The organism is Microbacterium oleivorans (assembly GCF_001644225.1).
GTDB classification, from domain to species: Bacteria; Actinomycetota; Actinomycetes; order Actinomycetales; family Microbacteriaceae; genus Microbacterium; species Microbacterium gawkjiense.
The window spans coordinates 83,367-101,547 of sequence record NZ_LSTV01000001.1; the positions used below are offsets into that span (position 1 = coordinate 83,367).

Consider the following 18,181-nt stretch of genomic DNA (forward strand, 5'->3'; position numbering starts at 1 on the left):
CGTGATCGCAGCCCATCGCACGGGGCCGACGAATGCGGGTCGTCAGATGACGCTCAGGAGTGGATCCAGACGTCGCCGCCGTCGGGCATCCAGTCGTAGAGCTTCTTCGCGAGGGCGGGCGGCATGTTCACGCAGCCGGCGCTCATCTGGTTGCCGAAGTTGTTGTGCCAGTAGGCGCCGTGGAAGGCCTGGTTGCCGTTGAAGTACATCACCCACGGCACGTCGGGCTGCGTGTACTTCGTCCCGGTGTCGCGGGAAGTGCCGGTCATGTCCTGCAGGGGCGTGCGCCAGCCGATGGAGTAGTGGCCCGTGAAGGTCACCGCGCCGTCGCGACCGCTCGAGATGAGCCAGGTGTCGACGACCTTGCCGTTCTCCTTCAGGTACAGACGCTGCTCGCCCAGGTCGACCTCGGCCAGGCGCACCGTGCTCACGGTCTCCCGCGGCGTGACGTCGACCGGCAGCGCGTACGACGCGTCGCCCGTCGCGAGCTGGTCGGCGAAGTCGCGCGCGACGCCGGACGTGTCGCCCAGCACGCGCCCGTCCTGGCCTTCGACGATCGCGGTCAGGACCTCACCGGCCTCGTTCGCGAGCACCTGGGCCGTGACCGGGTCCTGGTTGACGACTTCGGGGAGCTTGTCGACGGCGAGCTGGATCGCGGCGGCGTCGGCGGTGATCGTGAAGGCGCCGGAGGCGTCGCTCTCGACGGTCAGCCACGAGGCGAGCTCCGCGGCGGAGACGGGGACCGCACGGTCGTCGCCCGCGTAGAAACCCGCCTCGGCGATCATGCCGTTGAGGCGCTCGACGGCGGATTCGGCAGCGGCCGTCGTCACGGTGGCGGGGACGGCTTCGGGAGTCGCGTCGACCGTCGCCGTGGAGGCGCCCGAGGCGAGAGCGGACCCGAGGGCGTCGCTGACGGCGGCGAGCGAGATGCCCGTGCCGTCGACGGCGGGCGTGCTGACGTAGGCGCCGTCCTGGAAGGACACCGCGGCGGGAGTGGGATCCACGTACGCGTCGGGGAGCGCGGCGCGCAGCGTCGTCGCGGCGCGCTCGGCGTTCAGGGTGACCGTCGGCGTGCCGTACTCGGCGAACCACGCCGAGACGTTCCAGAGGGGGCTGCCCGCGAAGGCCTCGTCGGCGAGAGTGGAAGCGTCGACGGTCGCGCCGAGGTCGGCGGCGGACACCGTCGGGCCGCCGTCGCCCAGGGAGACCTGAATCGAGGAGAGCCGGGAAGAGATGGAGTCGGCGGCCATGCCCACCGTCTGTCCGCCGACGGGGACGCCGGCGGCGGTCGTGCCGGGAGCGATCAGCACGAGGGAGCAGACCGCCGTGGCCGCCACGACCGCGGCGGCGGGCAGACCGATCTTCAGCCAGAGGCGACGGGGGCGCGGCGCGGGCTCGGCGGGAGCCCAGCGCACGTCGAGGTGCTCGCCCGAGGCGGGCGTGTCGCCGGTGTCCCGGCGTGTGATGATCTCCGACATCGGTCTCCCCCGAGCTGCGGCCCGGCGTTCCGGACGCCACGGGGATCCGGGGTCTCGTCGTCAGGCGAATGTCGCTTCAGGAAATGGTACGTGACGAGGGCGGATCACCGATCATCCGCTGCACAGATCGTGATACTCGGCGAGGCCGGTGCGGATGCGATCGGTGGCGTCGGCGAGTCCCGTCGCGCCGGCGATGTCCCCCTTCGAGGCCGCGGCGGTGGCCTCGGCGAGGACGTCGAACCCCGCCCGCAGATCGGCCGCGACGGCCTCGACGCGTGCGTTGCCGATCGACGTCACCGCGGCGGCGAGACCGTCGCGCACCTCGGCGGTCGCCTGCGCCGCGGCGGTCGGGTCGGCGGCATCCGCCTCGGTGAACGCCGTCATCGCCTGCTCGACCGAGTCGGCGAGGGTCGCGCACGCGGCGGCGACGCTCTGGCCGTCCGCCTCGGGATGCGACGACGACGTGCACGCGGCGCCGCCCAGCGCGACAAGGCCGGCCACGACCAGCGCACCGGTCGTGCGGACGGAGCGGGATGCGGGCACGGCGGACCTCCTCGAGGACGGGACCGTTCGAGACTGCCACGATCGCCCTGAGGGAACGGTGGACCGGGGGCGGTACGTCGGATGACACTGGGGCGGCGCGGGTCGTAGGGTGTGGCCATGCAGCGCACAACGGTGTGGTCGTGGCTCATCGGAGGGCTCCTCCTGCTCCTCCAGAGCGCCCTCGCCGTCCTCGCCTCGCTCGCGGTGCAAGCGGATGATCCCGTCTCGGTGCCCCTCGAGCTCGGCGGTGCCCTCCTGGTCGCCGCGGCCTGCGTCGTGTACGCCTTCGGGGTCCGGGCGCACGAGAGCGTCGTGGCACGGCACCCCGCGGGGATGGGGGTGCTGTTCCTGCTGGCGGCGTTCGTCGTCGCGCACGCCGTGTGGTGGGCGGGGCCGACCGGCTACGCCGCCGGAGCCGGCGCCGAGTCGACGGCTGCACTCGGCGACGTCGTCGCGTTCGTGCTCGCGATCGGCGGGGCGATCGCGATCCTCCGCCTCGGGGTCATCCCGCAGCCGTGGAGCCGCATCCCGCTGGCCGCACTCGTGCTCGGTCTCCTCCTGGCGATCGTGTTCGCCGCCGTCCCGGTCGTCGCTCCGGGGGCGGGCGGACCCGTCGGCGTGCTGCCCGCGACCATCCCGGGCGTCGTCGGCATCGTTTCCATGGTGCTGGCGGTGACGACGAGTCCCGCCGCGCCGCGCGAGACGACCGCGGCGGCCGGCGCGACCGCGCGTCACGGCTGAGCGGCGAACACCTTGCCCGGATTGAGGATGCCGGCCGGATCGAACACGGCCTTGATGCCGCGCTGCAACGCCCACTGATCGTCGCCGATCTCGTCGGCGAGCCACCGGCTCTTGAGGACGCCGATCCCGTGCTCCCCGGTGAGGGTGCCCCCGAGGGCGAGCGCGGCGCGGAAGAGCGCGTCGGCGGCCTGCCAGACGCGCTCGGGGACCTCGTCGCCGTCGAAGATGAAGTTGGGGTGTAGGTTGCCGTCGCCGGCGTGGCAGACGGTCGGGATCGTGAGGCCGAACTCCGCCTCGATGCGCGCGATCTCGTCGAACATCGCCGGAAGGGCGCTGCGCGGCACCGACACGTCTTCGATGAGCGCCGTCCCGAGGCTCTCCATCGCGGGGTGCATCGCCCGGCGCACCGCCCACAGCTGCGCGGCTTCGGCGTCGTCGGTGGCCAGGCGCACCGCGCCGCCCGCGGCGGTGAGGATCTCGGCGATCTCCGCCTGTTCCGCGGCGGCGGCGACGCCGTCGGTCTGGACCGTGAGCTGCGTCGCTCCCGGAGCGGGGCTCGGCAGCCCGAGCAGTGCGTGCGCGGCTGCCAGGCTCACGGCATCCATCAGCTCCATGATCGCGGGCTGCACCCCGGCGGCGGTCACGGCGGCAGCACCCGCGGCGGCGGCGCGCACATCGGCGAACTGCGCGGTCAGAGTGCGGGACTGCCCCGGCACGAGCCGTCGGAGCTTGAGCGTCGCACCCACGACGACCCCGAGCGTGCCCTCCGAGCCGATCATCAGCGCGGTCAGGTCGTAGCCGGTCACACCCTTCACGCTGCGGTGGCCGGTCGAAATGAGGCGCCCGTCGGCGAGGACCACGTCGAGCGCGAGCACCGCGTCGCGGACGACGCCGTATTTCGCGCAGAGCAGTCCGCCCGCCCCCGTGGCGATGTTCCCGCCGACGGTGGAGATCTCGCGACTGGCGGGGTCGGGCGCCCACCACAGGCCGTGGGGAGCGAGGGCGCGGCCGAGATCCGCATTGAGGATGCCGGGTTCGACGACGGCGAGAAGGTCGTCGGGCCGCACCTCGAGGATGCGGTCCATGCCGCGCAGCGACAGGGCGATCTCGCCCGAGCCGGTGTTCGCGCCGCCGGCGAGGCCCGTGCCGGCGCCGCGGGTGACGACCGGCGTGCCCGTGGCGGATGCGATCCGCATCGTGGTCTGCACGTCCGCGACGGATGCCGCCCGCACAAGCGCGAGCGGTCGTCCCGACGCGCGGTGTCCCGACTTGTCGGCGCGGGCGTCTTCGAGGGCGGCCTCGCTCGTGTCGACGCGCTCGCCGAGCGCGTCGCGGAGGCGGTCGACGACGTCGGTCACGACAGCCGTCGACGACCCGCCAGGACGCCGACGACGACGGCGACGAGCGCGAAGCCCAGGCCGATCCAGGCCTGACCGGCGCTCCACCATGCGATCGTCGCCGACAGGTAGATGAGCAGTTCCACGAGGCCGCGCACGAACGGGTGGACCCGGACCACGGCGCGCGGTGAGGCGAACAGGCCCCAGACGATGAGGGTGGCGAGCGGGGTCGCGATGCCGAGGACGACGTTCCACGGAGCATCCCACGCCGTGAAACCCCAGATGGCGAGCGACACGACGGCGAACATCGCGCACAGGAAGCTGAGGAGGTCGAGTCCCGACAGACGCGCCGGGGCGGTCGCGGCGGGTGCGGGCTCCGCGGGTCGTTCGGGCCGGACGTGGGGGAGCTCGGACATGGTTCGATCCTACGCGGGCGGGGAAGTGTAACGAGTTTGTTAAGACTGCTCGCAAACAGGGTCGGGCATCTTGTGGCGACCCTATTCGTAAGGTCTACTAACAAACATGTCGACCCCGACGCGACCCGCCCCCGCGACCCGCAGCCGCCGCACCGCCGGCAAGATCCTGCCCGAGCACGCCCGCGCCCACAACCGCGCGCTCGTGCTCCAGGCGCTCTTCACGCAGGGCGCCATGAGCCGCGCCGACCTCGCCCGCGAGACCGGCCTCACCCGCGTCACGATCTCGGACCTCGTCGCCGGCCTCATCGACGACGGCTACGTGATCGAGCAGGGGGTGCGCGAGGCATCCGGTCCCGGAAAACCGGCGATCCTCGTCGACATCGACCGCGACGGCCACCGCATCGCCGGACTCGACCTGTCGGGCAGTGAGCAGTTCGCCGGCGCCGTGCTCACCCTCGACGGCGAGATCGTCGCCCGGCACGCCGTCGACGTACCCGCCGATCGCAGCGACGTCTTCGCCGCGATCGTCCGCCTCGCGCGCGACGTCATCGCCGACGCGCACGCGCCGGTGCTCGGCCTCGGCGTCGGCACGCCCGGTGTCGTCGACGACCGCGGCGTCGTGCTCGCGGCGCCCGGATTCGGGTGGACGGACGTCGATCTCGCCGGGCAGCTGGAGGCCGAGCTCGGTCTCCCCGTCCTCGTCGCCAACGACGCGAACGCGGCCGTCCTCGCCGAGCACACGTTCGGGGGAGCGGGCGACGACGTCATCCTCGTCCGGGTCGGCCGCGGTGTCGGTGCGGGGCTCCTCACCGGCGGCGAGCCGCTCGCCGGCGCCCGCTTCGCCGCGGGCGAGATCGGACACGTGACGGTCGGCACCGACGGCGGCCCGGCGTGCGCCTGCGGCAAGATCGGATGCCTCGAGGCCTGGCTCGCGGTCCCCGCCCTCACCGAGCGGCTCGCCGCCGCGGACGACCCGCAGGGCGTGCTCCGCGACGCCGGCGAGCGCCTCGGCATCGCCCTCGCGCCGATCGTCGGCGCCCTCGATCTGTCGGAGATCGCCCTCTCCGGCCCCGCCGACCTGCTCGGCGGCACCCTCGCCGAGGCTGCCGCCGAGACGGTACGCACCCGGACCCTCGCCACGTTCCACGACGGGCTCCAGGTGCGCATGTCGACCCACAGCGAGGACATCGTCCTGCGCGGTGCGGCCGTCATGGTCCTGTCCGGCCGTCTCGGCGTGTCCTGACCCCGGCATCACCCGCTCCACCCGCATCTCCCGCGACGATCCGCCCGGGTCGCCGCATCCCACACAGTGAAGGAACCGCTATGAAGAAGACCCTCGGAGCACTGTCGCTCCTCGGCGCGTCGGCCCTCGTCCTGTCCGGCTGCGCCGGCGCCTCGACCCCCGCGGGAGGAAGCGCCGAGACCGGCGACCTGACCGTCTGGCTCGTCGGCACCGACACCCCCCAAGACGCGCGCGACTACCTCGAGAAGACCTTCGAGGAGCAGAACGACGGGTGGACCCTCACGATCGAGGAGAAGACCTGGGCCGACACCGCCGAAGGGTACGTCGCCGCGCTGTCGTCCAACGATGCGCCCGACATCGTCGAGGTCGGCAACACCCAGGCCCCCGGATTCATCTCGCAGGGCCTGTTCGCCGACCTCTCCGGCATCCAGGACGACCTCGGCGGCGACGACATGCTGCAGAGCTTCGTCGACCTCGGATCGGAGGACGGCACGCTCTACGCGGCGCCCTACTACGCCGGGTCGCGCGTCGTGTTCTACTCGCCGTCGACCTTCTCGGGCGAGATCCCCACCACCCTCGAGGACTACGTGAAGGGCGGCATCGCAGCCACCACCGCCACGAAGTCGGGCATCTACGCGCCGGGCAAGGACTGGTACAACGCCCTGCCCTACGTCTGGGCGAACGGCGGCGAGATCGCCACTCTCGAGGGCGACACCTGGGTCGGCGGGTTCTCGAGCGAGGGCGGCGTCGCCGGCCTGACGATGCTGCAGGACGTCTACGAGAACGCGACCATCGCTCCCGCCGACGCCGACGAGGCCGACCCGCAGGTGCCCTTCTGCGCCGACGAGATCGGGTTCCTGTCGGCGCCCGCATGGGTGAAGTGGTCGATCCTCGCGCCGGCGGACGCCGAAGCGCCGGGCTGCCCCGACGGCGCCGGCAAGGATCTCGCCGCCTTCGCCCTGCCCGGCTTGAGCGCGGGCGAGGTCGCCCCCGTCTTCGCCGGCGGCTCGAACGTCGCCATCGCGGCGAAGTCCGACGCGCAGGAGAAGGCCCAGGCGGCGCTCGAGATCATCCTCTCCGAGGGCTACCAGAAGATCCTCGCCGAGAACGGCCTCATCCCCGCGCGCACCTCGTTCGCGCAGTACCTGCCCGACGACGCCATCACCGCCGAGGCCGCGAAGGCAGCGGCATCCTCCAAGGCCGTCCCGGCCAGCCCGAAGTGGGCCGAGGTCGAGTCCGCGGGCGTCATCAAGGACGCGCTCGTGAAGATCGCCCAGGGCGGCGACGTCACGCAGATCGCGACCGAGCTCGACGGCCAGATCGAGTCGATCCTCAACTCGTGACCCCGGTGCAGGGGGCGGCGACGCCCCCTGCACCCCTCTCCCGGAGGATGCCGATGACCGTCACCCTGACCCGGCCCGCTCCCGCGCGGGCACCCCGCGACCGCTTCGCCGGCGCCGCGCGCGAACGTGCGCGTCGTCGCAAGGACGGGGCGGCGGCACTGACCCTGCTCGGTCCGTCCCTCGTGATCCTCGCGGTGATGGTGGGCTACCCGGCCGTCCTCATGGTGGTCCAGTCGTTCACGGACTACTCGATCCGCAACAAGGTGCAGGGGACCCTGCCCGACGTCGTCGGGTTCGCCAACTACCTCGAGGTGTTCACCGCGTCGGACTTCCCGGCGGTGCTCGTGCGCAGCCTCGGACTCATGCTCGTCATGACCGTGTTCATCGTCGGGCTCGGCGCCCTCGTCGCGGTGCTCATGACGCGCCTCACGCGCGGCTGGCGGCTGCTCGTGTCGATTGGGCTGCTCCTGGCGTGGGCGATGCCGCCGCTGGCGGCCACGACGGTGTGGGGGTGGATCTTCGACGCCGAGTACGGGCTCGTGAACTGGTTGTTCAACACCGTCACCGGGACCAGCGACTTCACGAACCACTCCTGGCTGCTCGACCCGTGGTCGTTCTTCGTCGTGCTGACGATCATCGTCGTCTGGCAGGGCGTCCCGTTCGCGGCCTTCACGCTCTACGCGGCGCTCGGTCAGGTGCCGGGCGAGGTGCTCGAAGCGGCGTCGCTCGACGGCGCGACCGGGCTGCAGCGCTTCCGCCTGGTCGTCTACCCCTACCTCCGCAACGTCGTCACCGTCGTCGTGGTGCTCCAGGTCATCTGGAACCTCCGCATCTTCACGCAGGTCTACACACTCCAGCAGCGCGGCGGTCTCGTCTCGGAGACGAACGTGCTCGGCACCTACATCTTCCGGCAGGGCGTGGGGGAGTTCGGGGTGACGAGCGCGATCGGCGTGCTCACCGTCATCCTCCTGCTCGCCCTCTCGTGGGGCTACGTCCGCACGACTCTCAAGGAGGAGGAGCTGTGAGCACCCAGATCACCCCCGCCGCCCAGCTCTCGACCGTCGGCGTCGACGAGGTCGCCGGACCCGTCGGCCACGCGAAGTCGCCCGTCACCGGGTCGCTCGCGGCGCGGCGGCCGCGGCGCTCGCCGCTCGGCCGCATCCTGCTCAACGTCGCCGCCCTCGTCGTGTTCGCCTGCTCGGTCTTCCCCGTGTACTGGATGCTGAACATGTCGTTCACGAGCGGCGAGTCGATCATCAGCCGCACCCCGAGCTTCCTGCCGCTGGACTTCACGCTCCGCAACTACGAGACCGCGTGGACGCGGCCCGCGGCGCCCGGGCAGACCGATTTCGTGCACGGACTCCTCAGCTCGGGGCTCGTGACCGTCGGTGTGCTCGTCGTCACGTTGCTGGTCGCTTTCCTCGCCTCGATCGCGGTCGCCCGCATCCGCTTCCGCGGGCGCCGGTCCTTCATCGTCGCGGTGCTGATCGTCCAGATGATCCCGGGCGAGGCGATGATGTTCACGATCTACGGGATGATCGACGACTGGCGTCTCATGAACACGCTCGTCGGGCTAGGCATCGTCTACGTCGCCGCCGTCGTCCCCTTCACGATCTGGACCCTTCGCGGGTTCGTCGCGGGCGTCCCGGTCGACCTCGAGGAGGCCGCGATGATCGACGGCTGCACCCGCTCGCAGGCGTTCTGGAAGGTGACCTTCCCGCTGCTCGCCCCCGGCCTCGTCGCGACGGGGGTGTTCGCCTTCATCCAGTCGTGGAATGAGTTCACGATGGCGCTCCTGCTGCTGCGCGGTCAGAACCTGACCCTGCCGCCGTGGCTGCTGTCGTTCCAGTCCGCGACCGAGGCCACCAACTGGGGGGCGGTGATGGCGGCATCCACCCTCATCTCGATCCCCGTCGTCGTCTTCTTCCTCATCGTGCAGGGACGGATGTCGGGTGGACTCGTGTCCGGCGCCGTGAAGGGCTGACGTGCGCATCGGAGTGGATGTCGGAGGCACGAAGACCCTCGCCGTCGCGCTCGACGACGCCGGACGCGTCATCGCCGAGGAGCGGCGGGCGACCGGCTGGGGCCCGGAGGCCGTGGTCGACGGAATCGTCGCCGTCGTCACGGTCGTGACCGGGGGCGCGCGCCCGGACGCGCTGGGGATCGGGGTGCCGGGTCAGGTGTCGCCGGACGGTGTCGTGCGCCACGCGCTCAACCTCGGCATCGACGTGCTCGACCTCGCCGAGGTGGTGGGCGCCCGGACCGGGCTCCGCCCCGTCGTCGAGAACGACGTCCGCGCGGCCGCCGTCGGCGCGGCGTCCCTCCTCCCCGGTGCCGGGTCGATCGCCTACCTGAATCTCGGAACCGGCATCGCCGCGGGCATCGTCGGGGACGGGATGCCGTGGCGCGGCGCGCGCGGCGCCGCGGGCGAGATCGGCCACGTCAGCGTCGACCCCGCCGGGCCCGCCTGCTCGTGCGGGCAGCGCGGCTGCATCGAGGCCCTCGCCGGTGGTGCGGCTGTGGCCGCCCGCTGGGCGAGGCCCGCGACCTTTCCGGTGGCCGACGTGTTCGACGCGGCGGAGGCGGGCGACCATCTCGCCGCGGGCCTGCGCGCGGACGTCGTGCGCGGGGTCGCCTCGGCCGTGCAGCTGCTCGTCCTGACCGCCGACGTGGATGTCGTGGTGCTGGGCGGCGGGGTGTCGCACCTCGGCGAGCGGTTGCGTGATCCGGTGCGCACGGCCCTGGCCACTGCGGCATCCGGATCCGCCTTCCTGGGTTCGCTGGAGCTGGCCGATCGCGTGGTGTCGACGCCCCGGAACGCGCCGGTCGGTGCGCGGGGCGCGGCGCTCCTGGCGGGCGCGACCGCGGTGACCGGGGTCTGAGACCGGCCGCCGTACCGAACTCAGTCTCGGAGACTCGCTCACGGGCGGAACGGCCCACGGGTGCCTGATCCGGGGCGCCGGCGCGGACCCCGCGGACTGAGTACGGATCGCGCCGCGGCGCGCACCACCCGAGCGGATGCCGCGTCAGACCGTGCCGGTGAACACCCGCCGCACCTGCAGATCGGCGTCGAGCAGCACCGCGTCGGCGACGGCGCCAACGGTGAGCGAGCCGAGCTCCGGCCGGCCGATCGTGCGCGCGGGTGTGGTCGTCATTGCGGTGACGGCGGCTGGCAGCGGCACGCCCGCCGCGACGGCGGTGCGGAGGGCGGCGTCCTGCGTGAGGGTCGACCCCGCGATCGTGCCGTCCGCGAGGCGCGCGACGCCCGCCTGCACGGTGACGGACAGCGATCCCAGGCGGTAGGTCCCGTCGGTCGCCCCGGCGGCGGCCATCGCGTCGGTCACGAGCGCGATGCGGCCGGGGGCGGCGGCGAAGAGGATGCGGATGACGTCGGGGTGCACGTGCACGCCGTCGGCGATGACCTCGATCGTCACACGCGGGTCGCCGGTCGCCGCGGCCACCGGGCCCGGGGCGCGGTGGTGCAGGCCGGGCATCGCGTTGAACGCGTGCGTGAGCAGCGTGGCGCCCGCTTCGAACGCGTCGCGGGCGAGGTCGGCGTCGGCGGAGGTGTGTCCCACCGCGACGACGACCCCGGCGCGGGTGAGGCGTGCGATCGCGTCGCGTCCGCCGGGCAGCTCGGGGGCGAGGGTCACCTGCACGAGCGAGCCGCGCGCGGCGGCGATCAGCGCCTCGATCGCGTCGGGTGTCGGGTGAACGAGAAGTGCGGGGTCGTGCGCGCCGTGGTGACCCGGGTCGAGGAACGGTCCCTCCAGGTGCGCGCCGAGGACCGAGGCATCCGTCCCCGCCAGATCCGCGATGACACCGAGGCGGGTCTGCAGATCCGCCGGCGAGCCGGCGACGAGCGAGATGACCGCGCGGGTCGTGCCGTGGGCGAGGTGCAGCGCGCGGGCCGCGAGGATCGCATCGCGCCCCTCCTCGTGCGCCCGGCCGCCGCCGCCGTGGCCGTGCAGGTCGACGAAGCCGGGCGTGAGCAGAGCCGCGTCGCCGGCGACCTCCCGCGCGTCGACGAGCTCGTCCGCGTCGAGCCCGCGCCAGGCGTCACCTGTGCCGGATGCCGCGACGCGGCCGGCCACGACGTGGATCCACGCGTCCGGGGTCTCGGTGCCGCCGTCGACGAGTCGGGCCGAGTGGACGATGCGGCTCAGGTCGTCCACGGGACCTCCTCGAGGGCGGGGAAGCGGATGCCGAGGGTCGTCCACAGCGGTCCGAGACCGCCGACCCGGCTGCGGAAGGATTCCCACGTGCGCTCCGCGCCCGACGCGTTCGACCAGGCGATCTCCGCCGCTGCCGCGATGCGGGGGAACGCGAGGGCGTCGATGTCCTCGAGGGTCGCGACGGTCTCGGTCCACAGGGGCGCCTCGACGCCCAGGATCGCCGCCTCGTCGACACCGTCCACGACACGGGTAGGCTCCCAGTCGTACGCGCGGGCGAGGCTCGTCGGGCCGTTCGCCCAGGTGAGCCCCAGCGGGGAGTCTGCGGTGGGCTTCATGTCGAGGTAGACCGCGTCGGCGGGCGACAGGATGAGCCGGCCGCCCCGCTCGGCGAACGCGCGCGCGTGGCGGGCCTCGGCATCCGTCGGCGAGACGAAGCCCCAGAACTGACCGACCGTGCCGGGCGCGAGACCCGCCGCGGCGCCGGCCTCGTGCCAGGCGACCGGGGTCTTGCCGAGCGCCGTGATCGCGGCGCTCGCGTGCGCGACGAAACGCGCGAAGTCCTCGGGCGTCGTGCCGAGCGACTCGTCGCCGCCGAAGTGCAGCCACGGGCCGGGGGTGAGCTCGGCGAGCTCGGCGAACACGTCGCGCACGAAGGCATCCGTCGCTTCGTCGCCGATGCGCAGCGACGAGAACCCGACGCCGATCCCGGTGTAGGGCTCGCCGGCGACCGGCGTCGACCCCTCGGTGATGACCTCGACGGCGGGGGCCTCTGCGAGTTCGGGGTACGCGAGGCCGACGGCGTGCGTGTGGCCGGGCATGTCGAACTCGGGCACGACCGTCATGTGCCGGGATGCTGCGTACGCGACGATCGCGCGGTAGTCGTCCTGCGTGTAGTACCCGCCGGGGGCGCCGCCGACGGCGGTGGCCGACGCCTCCGCGGTGAGCTCAGGGCGCGAGCGCAGCTCGAGCCGCCAGCCCTGATCGTCCGACAGGTGCAGGTGCAGGACGTTGAGCTTGAGGGATGCCGCACGGTCGATGTATGCCCGCACGGTGTCGAGGTCGTGGAAGTGCCGTGCGACGTCGAGCATGACACCGCGGTACGCGAACCGCGGGCTGTCGATGATCCGCACGGCGGGGACGACCCACGCGCCGCCGTCGCGTGCGACCAGCTGGACGAGGGTCTGCACGCCGTAGAAGAGGCCCGCGGCATCCGCTCCGGTGATCCGGATGCCGGTGGCCGCCGCCTCGAGCCGGTACGACTCCGCCGGGCCCGACCCGTCGACCGCCAGCGCGATGCCGTCACCCGTGCCGAGGTCGAGTCCCGTGCGCGTCCGGAGGAGCGCGCACAGGTGCGCGGCGGCATCCGGATCGCCCGTCACCGTCGCCCCGGTCAGCGCGTACGGCGCGCCGTCCGCGAGGGCGACGTCTGCGGGAAGGGGCACGAGGGGGAGGGGGAGCACCGCCACCGCCGTTCTGTAAGGTGTCCTAACAAAACCGATCGGGCCAGCCTAGCAGCGGCGGCATCCGTTATGCTCGCAGTGTCGCGACTGGCGTTGAGGTGGGCTACCACCGGGGAGCGATTGACACGGCATTCGACCGCGCGCCTGGGCCGATGCGAGATCACCCATCCCGAAAGCCGTCGTCAGGAGATCGCATGACCGATTCGCTGTTCAACGCCCCGCTGTCCGAGGTCGACCCCGAGATCGCCGATGTGCTCGAGCGCGAGCTCGACCGTCAGCGCGGGTTCCTCGAGATGATCGCCTCCGAGAACTTCGTTCCCGTCTCGGTGCTGCAGTCGCAGGGCTCCGTCCTCACCAACAAGTACGCCGAGGGCTACCCCGGCCGCCGGTACTACGGCGGCTGCGAGGTTGTCGACGTCGCCGAAGAGCTCGCCATCGAGCGCGCCAAGTCGCTGTTCGGCGCGGAGTTCGCCAACGTTCAGCCCCACTCCGGCGCATCCGCCAACGCCGCCGTCCTGCACGCCATCGCCCGTCCCGGCGACACGCTGCTCGGCCTGTCACTCGACCACGGCGGTCACCTGACGCACGGCATGAAGATCAACTTCTCGGGCCGCCTGTACGACATCGTCGCCTACGGCGTCGACGCCGAGACCTCGCTCGTCGACATGGACGAGGTGCGGCGACTTGCCCTCGAGCACAAGCCGAAGGTCATCATCGCCGGCTGGTCGGCCTACCCGCGCCAGCTCGACTTCGCCGCCTTCCGCGCGATCGCCGACGAGGTCGGCGCGCTCCTCTGGGTCGACATGGCGCACTTCGCCGGTCTGGTCGCGGCGGGTCTGCACCCCTCTCCCGTGCCGCACGCGCACGTCGTCAGCTCGACGGTGCACAAGACGATCGGCGGTCCCCGGTCGGGCTTCATCCTCACGAACGACGCCGACATCGCGAAGAAGATCAACTCGGCGGTGTTCCCGGGTCAGCAGGGCGGCCCGCTCATGCACGTGATCGCCGCGAAGGCGACCGCGTTCAAGCTCGCGGCATCCGACGCCTTCAAGGAGCGCCAGCAGCGCACCGTCTCGGGCGCGGCGATCCTCGCCGACCGGCTCTCGCAGCAGGACGTGAAGGATGCCGGCATCTCGGTCCGCTCCGGCGGCACCGACGTGCACCTCGTCCTCGTGGACCTGCGCGACGCGGCGATCGACGGCAAGCAGGCCGAGGACCTGCTGCACGAGATCCGGATCACCGTCAACCGCAACGCGGTCCCGAACGACCCCCGCCCGCCGATGGTCACGTCGGGGCTCCGCATCGGCACCCCGGCGCTCGCGACCCGCGGCTTCGGCGACGCCGAGTTCACCGAGGTCGCGGACGTCATCGCGCTCGCGCTGCAGCCGGGTGCCGACCTCGAGGCGCTGCGCGCGCGCGTCGCGACGCTCGCCGACGCCTTCCCGCTGTACCCCGGCCTCCAGCAGTGACCCCCGCCATCCGCCCCCTCCTCCGCCCGCGAGACTGCACGCGCGCCACGAGACAGCGGTCGCGGACCGCGGTCTCGAGCTGCCGGTGCAGTCTCGCGGTCGAGGGGCGACGACAGGAGACACGATGACCGCGGCGGTCCTCGACGGCAAGGCGGTCTCGGCCGCGATCAAGACCGAGCTGGCGGAGCGAGTGGCCGTGCTCAAGGAGCACGGTGTGACGCCCGGGATCGCCACCGTGCTCGTGGGTGCGGACCCGGCATCCCAGCTCTACGTGGGGATGAAGCACCGGCAGTCCGAAGCGATCGGGATGAACTCGATCCAGCGGGAGCTTCCCGCCGACGCGACGCAGGAGCAGGTCGAAGCGCTGATCGACGAGCTCAACGCCGACCCGACGTGCCACGGGTACATCGTGCAGCTGCCGCTGCCGAAGCACCTCGACACCGACCGCATCCTCGAACGGATCGATCCCGAGAAGGATGCCGACGGCCTCCACCCGACGAACCTCGGTCGCCTGGTGCTGAACGTCAACACCCCGATCACCTCGCCGCTGCCCTGCACGCCGCGCGGGGTCATCGAGCTGCTGGTGCGCAACGGGTACGACCTGGCGGGCAAGCACGTCGTCGTCGTCGGCCGCGGCGTCACCATCGGCCGCTCGATCGGCCTGCTGCTCACGCGCCGCGAGTACAACGCGACCGTCACGCTCACCCACACCGGCACGACCGACCTCGGCGCGCACCTGCGCGAGGCCGACGTCATCGTCGCCGCGGCGGGTGTCAAGCACATCGTGACCGCCGAGCACGTGAAGCCCGGCGCGGCGGTGCTCGACGTCGGCGTCACCCGCGAGGAAGACCCCGAGACCGGCAAGAGCCGCGTCTACGGCGACGTGCATCCGGACGTCGCCGGCGTCGCCGGCTGGCTCTCGCCGAACCCCGGCGGCGTCGGCCCCATGACCGTCGCGCTCCTCATGACGAACGTCGTCGAGGTCGCCGAGCGCGCGGCGGGCCTGCGCGCCTGACGCACATGTCGTGAACGAGGGATGCCGGGTGTCGCCCGGCATCCCTCGTTCTCGTCTTCGGAAGCCGCTCGCCTGTCGCAATCTGCGGAGGCGCGCGGCGTGTCCTGACAGGGGAGCCGCTGGGGTGGTGCCCGACGCCGCTCGCCTGTCGCAATCTGCGGGGGCGCGCGGCGTGTTGTGACAGGGGAGCCGCTGGGGTGGTGCCCGACGCCGCTCGCCCGTCGCAATCTGCGGAGACGCGCGGCGTGTCGTGACAGGGGAGCCGTGGGGGTGGTGCCCGACGCCGCTCGCCCGTCGCAATCTGCGGGGGTGCGCGGCGTGTCGTGACGGGGGAGTGACCCGCGCGGGGCCTCAGGCGGTGAAGCGGGCGAGGAAGGCGCGGGTGCGCTCCTCGCGGGGATGCCTGAGTACCTCCGACGGCGGGCCCTGCTCCACGATCGTGCCGGCGTCGAGGAAGACGACGTGGTCGGCGACGTCGCGGGCGAACGCCATCTCGTGCGTCGCCATGAGGATCGTCGCGCCCTCGGACGCCAGATCGCGGACGAGCTCCAGGACCTCTCCGACGAGCTCGGGGTCCAGCGCGGACGTGATCTCGTCGAGCAGCAGTACCTCGGGGTCGGTGGCGATCGCGCGGGCGATGGCGACACGCTGCTGCTGACCCCCCGACAGTCGGTCGGGGTGGTCCTTCGCCTTGTCAGCGAGGCCGACGCGGGCGAGCAGCTCGCGAGCGCGGGTCTCGGCCTCGCGCCGCGGCACACGGTGCACGACGCGCGAGGCGAGCGTCACGTTGTCGAGCACGGACAGGTGCGGGAAGAGGTTGAAGCTCTGGAACACTGCGCCGAGCCGTGCCCGCACGCGGTTGCCGTCGACACGAGGGTCGGAGATGTCCTCGTCGCCGAGGAAGATCTGCCCGTCGTCGATGGGTTCGAGCAGTCCGAGGCAGCGCAGCAGCGTCGACTTGCCCGAGCCGCTCGCGCCGATGAGGGCGACGACCTCGTGCGCGGCGAGTGACACGTCGACGCCCTTCAGCACCTCGCGGTCGCCGAAGGACTTGTGGATGCCGGTGGCTCGCAGGACCGCGCTCACAGCACCGATCCCGTCTGCTCGCGCTCGCGCAGCCGCGCCGTGTACCAGTCCGCGAGTCGGATCGTGGGGATCGCGAGCAGGATGAAAAGGATGCCGGCGACGACGTACGGCGTGAAGTTGTACGTCGTCGCGGTCACCGATCGCGCCCCGGCGATCGCGTCGATCCCCGCGATGATCGAGATGAGTCCCACGTCCTTCTGCATCGAGATGAAGTCGTTCATGAGCGCCGGCGTCATCTTGCGCAGGGCCTGCGGCAGGACGACCCGGCGGAGGGTCTGCACGTGGCTGAGACCGAGGGCGCGGGCGGCGAGGCGCTGCGACGGGTGCACCGACTCGATTCCCGCGCGGATCACCTCGGCGACGTACGACGAGTAGGTGAGGGTCACCGCGAGCACACCGAGGAACAGCTCGTCGATCCGCTCGCCGACGATCGTCGGCAGACCGAACCCGACCAGGTAGAGGACGATGATGAACGGCAGGCCGCGGAACAGGTCGGTGTAGCCGGCCGCCAGCATCCTGACCGGGAAGAACACCGGACCGCGAAGCGTCCGCAGCAACGCGATCACCAGTGCGACGCCGCCGACCGTGAAGATCGAGATGCCGAGGACGGTGAGGTTGACGAGGAACCCGTCCCACACCTTGGGCAGCGCCTGCAGCGCGACGGCGGGGTCGAAGAAGCTCTGCTGGACCTTCGACCAGCCCTCGGTGTTGATCACCGTCGCCCAGACGACGACGGCGAAGACGAGGGTCGACGCGATGGCGATCAGCACGGATCGCCGTTCGCGGCCGCGCCGGTAGGCGCGACGGTCGAGCTCGAGCTCGCTCGGGATGCGGGTGGTCACGGATCGACGCTAGCGCGCCCTCACTGGAGCTCGGTGACGCCCTCGGTCAGACCCGAGAGCCATTTCTCCTCGAGGTCGGCGAGGGTGCCGTCCTCGTGGAGCTCGTCGACGGCGGCGCTGACGGCGGGGGTCAGCGGCGAGTCCTTCGCGAGGAGGAGGCCCCACTGGTCCTCGATGCCCGACTTCGGCAGCTCGCCGACGAAGAACGAGTTCTCGATGTAGAAGTTCACCGCGACGTACGCGGTCGGGGTGTCGAGGACGACGGCGTCGACCTGGCCGGCGCTCAGGGCGGCGGTGGCGTCCTCGTTCGAGTTGTAGAGCTTCGGCTTCAGCCCGAGGTCGAGCGCGTCGAGGGTGAGGGCGCTCGTGGAGTTCGCCATCGCGCCGATCGTGATGTCCTTGAGCCCCGCGAGGTCGGTGACGCCGTCGGCCTTCCCGCCCTTGAGGGCGATCAGCGACTGGCTGGCGGAGTAGTAGGGCGACGAGAAGTCCACGCCCTGCTTGCGCTCGTCGGTGATCGTGTACTGCTGGACGTTGAAGTCGAAGCTCTTCGGCCCCGGAGCGATCGCCGCGTCGAAGCTCGTCCGCACCCACTCGACGTCGTCCTTCGCGAAGCCGAGCTTGTCGGCGACGGCGTAGGCGACGGCGGCTTCGAAGCCTTCGCCGGACTCCGGGTCGTCGTCGATGACGTACGGCTCGTACGCGGTCTCGCCGGTCGCGATCGTCAGCTTGCCGGGGGTGACGTAGTCGTCGGGGGAGGGGCCGGCATCCGACGAAGACGATGCGCTGGGCGCGGCGCTCGACGCGCAGCCTCCGAGGAGCAGGGCGAGGGCGGCAGCGGATGCCGCGAGTGCGGTGCGCAGGGCGGGACGACGGGACATGAGGGCCTCCGGAGGCGCCGAGCAGGCTCGGTCGAGGGGGTTCGGGTGGCGACGCCGCGCGATCGGGCGGGTGCCGACCCTCATTCTCGCGCGGGGAGGGATGCCGCGGGCCCCGGAGCGTCGCTTTGTTACACGCCCGTCATCGCCGCTCG

At 72.1% G+C, this 18,181-nt stretch carries 17 protein-coding genes and 1 riboswitch; of the genes, 8 read left to right on the forward strand and 9 right to left on the reverse strand.

The window, feature by feature from the left end; genetic code table 11:
* Positions 1-53: 53 nt before the first annotated feature.
* Both AYL44_RS00360 and AYL44_RS00365 read right to left on the reverse strand, forming a co-directional pair.
* On the reverse strand, positions 54-1,478 hold the full coding sequence (locus AYL44_RS00360) for a L,D-transpeptidase family protein (protein ID WP_064001294.1): 1,425 nt from the start codon (positions 1,476-1,478) through the stop codon (positions 54-56).
* A 111-nt stretch (positions 1,479-1,589) separates the two neighbouring features.
* On the reverse strand, positions 1,590-2,021 hold the full coding sequence (locus AYL44_RS00365; protein WP_064001295.1) for a hypothetical protein: 432 nt from the start codon (positions 2,019-2,021) through the stop codon (positions 1,590-1,592).
* Positions 2,022-2,138: 117 nt separating this feature from the next.
* On the opposite strand from AYL44_RS00365, the gene AYL44_RS00370 reads away from it, so the two are divergent.
* The gene (locus AYL44_RS00370) at positions 2,139-2,762 is read left to right on the forward strand and encodes a hypothetical protein (protein WP_064001296.1); all 624 of its coding nucleotides are present in this window, start codon (positions 2,139-2,141) and stop codon (positions 2,760-2,762) included.
* On the opposite strand, the gene AYL44_RS00375 is transcribed toward AYL44_RS00370, so the two are convergent.
* The gene (locus AYL44_RS00375; protein ID WP_064001297.1) at positions 2,753-4,120 is read right to left on the reverse strand and encodes an FAD-binding oxidoreductase; all 1,368 of its coding nucleotides are present in this window, start codon (positions 4,118-4,120) and stop codon (positions 2,753-2,755) included. The two genes, AYL44_RS00370 and AYL44_RS00375, sit on opposite strands and share 10 nt — an antisense overlap.
* Positions 4,117-4,515, reverse strand: coding sequence for a YrdB family protein (locus AYL44_RS00380; RefSeq protein WP_064001298.1), 399 nt, complete (start codon positions 4,513-4,515; stop codon positions 4,117-4,119). The genes AYL44_RS00375 and AYL44_RS00380 overlap by 4 nt, the downstream gene beginning before the upstream one ends.
* 106 nt (positions 4,516-4,621) lie before the next feature.
* Between AYL44_RS00380 and AYL44_RS00385 the strand changes: the two genes are divergently transcribed.
* The 5 genes from AYL44_RS00385 to AYL44_RS00405 all read left to right on the forward strand — a co-directional run bounded on the left by AYL44_RS00385 (position 4,622) and on the right by AYL44_RS00405 (position 9,983).
* Positions 4,622-5,758 (forward strand): ROK family transcriptional regulator, encoded by a 1,137-nt coding sequence (locus tag AYL44_RS00385; RefSeq protein WP_064001299.1) that lies wholly within the window; start codon positions 4,622-4,624, stop codon positions 5,756-5,758.
* A gap of 80 nt (positions 5,759-5,838) precedes the next feature.
* Positions 5,839-7,101, forward strand: a complete 1,263-nt coding sequence (locus AYL44_RS00390) for a sugar ABC transporter substrate-binding protein (RefSeq protein ID WP_064001300.1) — start codon at positions 5,839-5,841, stop codon at positions 7,099-7,101.
* A 53-nt stretch (positions 7,102-7,154) separates the two neighbouring features.
* Positions 7,155-8,126, forward strand: a complete 972-nt coding sequence (locus AYL44_RS00395) for a carbohydrate ABC transporter permease (protein ID WP_064001301.1) — start codon at positions 7,155-7,157, stop codon at positions 8,124-8,126.
* Positions 8,123-9,085 (forward strand): carbohydrate ABC transporter permease, encoded by a 963-nt coding sequence (locus tag AYL44_RS00400; protein WP_064001302.1) that lies wholly within the window; start codon positions 8,123-8,125, stop codon positions 9,083-9,085. The genes AYL44_RS00395 and AYL44_RS00400 overlap by 4 nt, the downstream gene beginning before the upstream one ends.
* A 1-nt stretch (position 9,086) precedes the next feature.
* A complete protein-coding gene (locus AYL44_RS00405) occupies positions 9,087-9,983 on the forward strand; it encodes an ROK family protein (protein ID WP_064001303.1) in 897 nt (298 codons plus the stop codon).
* 144 nt (positions 9,984-10,127) lie between these two features.
* On the opposite strand, the gene nagA is transcribed toward AYL44_RS00405, so the two are convergent.
* Positions 10,128-11,276 (reverse strand): N-acetylglucosamine-6-phosphate deacetylase, encoded by a 1,149-nt coding sequence (nagA, locus tag AYL44_RS00410; protein WP_064001304.1) that lies wholly within the window; start codon positions 11,274-11,276, stop codon positions 10,128-10,130.
* Complete coding sequence (locus tag AYL44_RS00415; RefSeq protein ID WP_064001305.1) at positions 11,264-12,742, reverse strand: family 20 glycosylhydrolase; 1,479 nt, start codon at positions 12,740-12,742, stop codon at positions 11,264-11,266. Before AYL44_RS00415 ends, nagA begins: the two co-directional genes overlap by 13 nt.
* 67 nt (positions 12,743-12,809) lie before the next feature.
* Positions 12,810-12,893: riboswitch (ZMP/ZTP riboswitch) on the forward strand.
* Positions 12,894-12,930: 37 nt separating this feature from the next.
* Here AYL44_RS00415 and glyA point away from each other — a divergent pair.
* Together glyA and AYL44_RS00425 are read left to right on the forward strand one after the other, a co-directional pair.
* Complete coding sequence (gene glyA, locus AYL44_RS00420) at positions 12,931-14,205, forward strand: serine hydroxymethyltransferase (RefSeq protein WP_064001306.1); 1,275 nt, start codon at positions 12,931-12,933, stop codon at positions 14,203-14,205.
* Between the two features lie 124 nt (positions 14,206-14,329).
* Positions 14,330-15,220, forward strand: a complete 891-nt coding sequence (locus tag AYL44_RS00425; protein WP_064001307.1) for a bifunctional methylenetetrahydrofolate dehydrogenase/methenyltetrahydrofolate cyclohydrolase — start codon at positions 14,330-14,332, stop codon at positions 15,218-15,220.
* 351 nt (positions 15,221-15,571) lie between these two features.
* On the opposite strand, the gene AYL44_RS00430 is transcribed toward AYL44_RS00425, so the two are convergent.
* From AYL44_RS00430 to AYL44_RS00440, 3 genes are read right to left on the reverse strand one after another with little or no spacing between them, the layout of a single operon-like run.
* The gene (locus tag AYL44_RS00430; RefSeq protein WP_064001308.1) at positions 15,572-16,306 is read right to left on the reverse strand and encodes an amino acid ABC transporter ATP-binding protein; all 735 of its coding nucleotides are present in this window, start codon (positions 16,304-16,306) and stop codon (positions 15,572-15,574) included.
* Positions 16,303-17,148: an amino acid ABC transporter permease gene (locus AYL44_RS00435; RefSeq protein ID WP_064001309.1), complete on the reverse strand. Its 846-nt coding sequence runs from the start codon at positions 17,146-17,148 to the stop codon at positions 16,303-16,305. The genes AYL44_RS00430 and AYL44_RS00435 overlap by 4 nt, the downstream gene beginning before the upstream one ends.
* Before the next feature lie 20 nt (positions 17,149-17,168).
* Entirely contained in the window at positions 17,169-18,029 is an 861-nt protein-coding gene (locus tag AYL44_RS00440; RefSeq protein WP_064001310.1) for a transporter substrate-binding domain-containing protein, read from the reverse strand.
* Positions 18,030-18,181 lie beyond the last annotated feature (152 nt).

What these genes read in the sequence shown, in the direction of transcription:
- AYL44_RS00360 (WP_064001294.1), bottom strand. Translation starts at nt 1,478, where the DNA reads ATGTCGGAGATCATCACACGCCGGGACACCGGCGACACGCCCGCCTCG.
- AYL44_RS00370 (WP_064001296.1), top strand. Translation starts at nt 2,139, where the DNA reads ATGCAGCGCACAACGGTGTGGTCGTGGCTCATCGGAGGGCTCCTCCTG.
- AYL44_RS00380 (WP_064001298.1), bottom strand. Translation starts at nt 4,515, where the DNA reads ATGTCCGAGCTCCCCCACGTCCGGCCCGAACGACCCGCGGAGCCCGCA.
- AYL44_RS00385 (WP_064001299.1), top strand. Translation starts at nt 4,622, where the DNA reads ATGTCGACCCCGACGCGACCCGCCCCCGCGACCCGCAGCCGCCGCACC.
- AYL44_RS00390 (WP_064001300.1), top strand. Translation starts at nt 5,839, where the DNA reads ATGAAGAAGACCCTCGGAGCACTGTCGCTCCTCGGCGCGTCGGCCCTC.
- AYL44_RS00395 (WP_064001301.1), top strand. Translation starts at nt 7,155, where the DNA reads ATGACCGTCACCCTGACCCGGCCCGCTCCCGCGCGGGCACCCCGCGAC.
- glyA (WP_064001306.1), top strand. Translation starts at nt 12,931, where the DNA reads ATGACCGATTCGCTGTTCAACGCCCCGCTGTCCGAGGTCGACCCCGAG.
- AYL44_RS00425 (WP_064001307.1), top strand. Translation starts at nt 14,330, where the DNA reads ATGACCGCGGCGGTCCTCGACGGCAAGGCGGTCTCGGCCGCGATCAAG.
- AYL44_RS00440 (WP_064001310.1), bottom strand. Translation starts at nt 18,029, where the DNA reads ATGTCCCGTCGTCCCGCCCTGCGCACCGCACTCGCGGCATCCGCTGCC.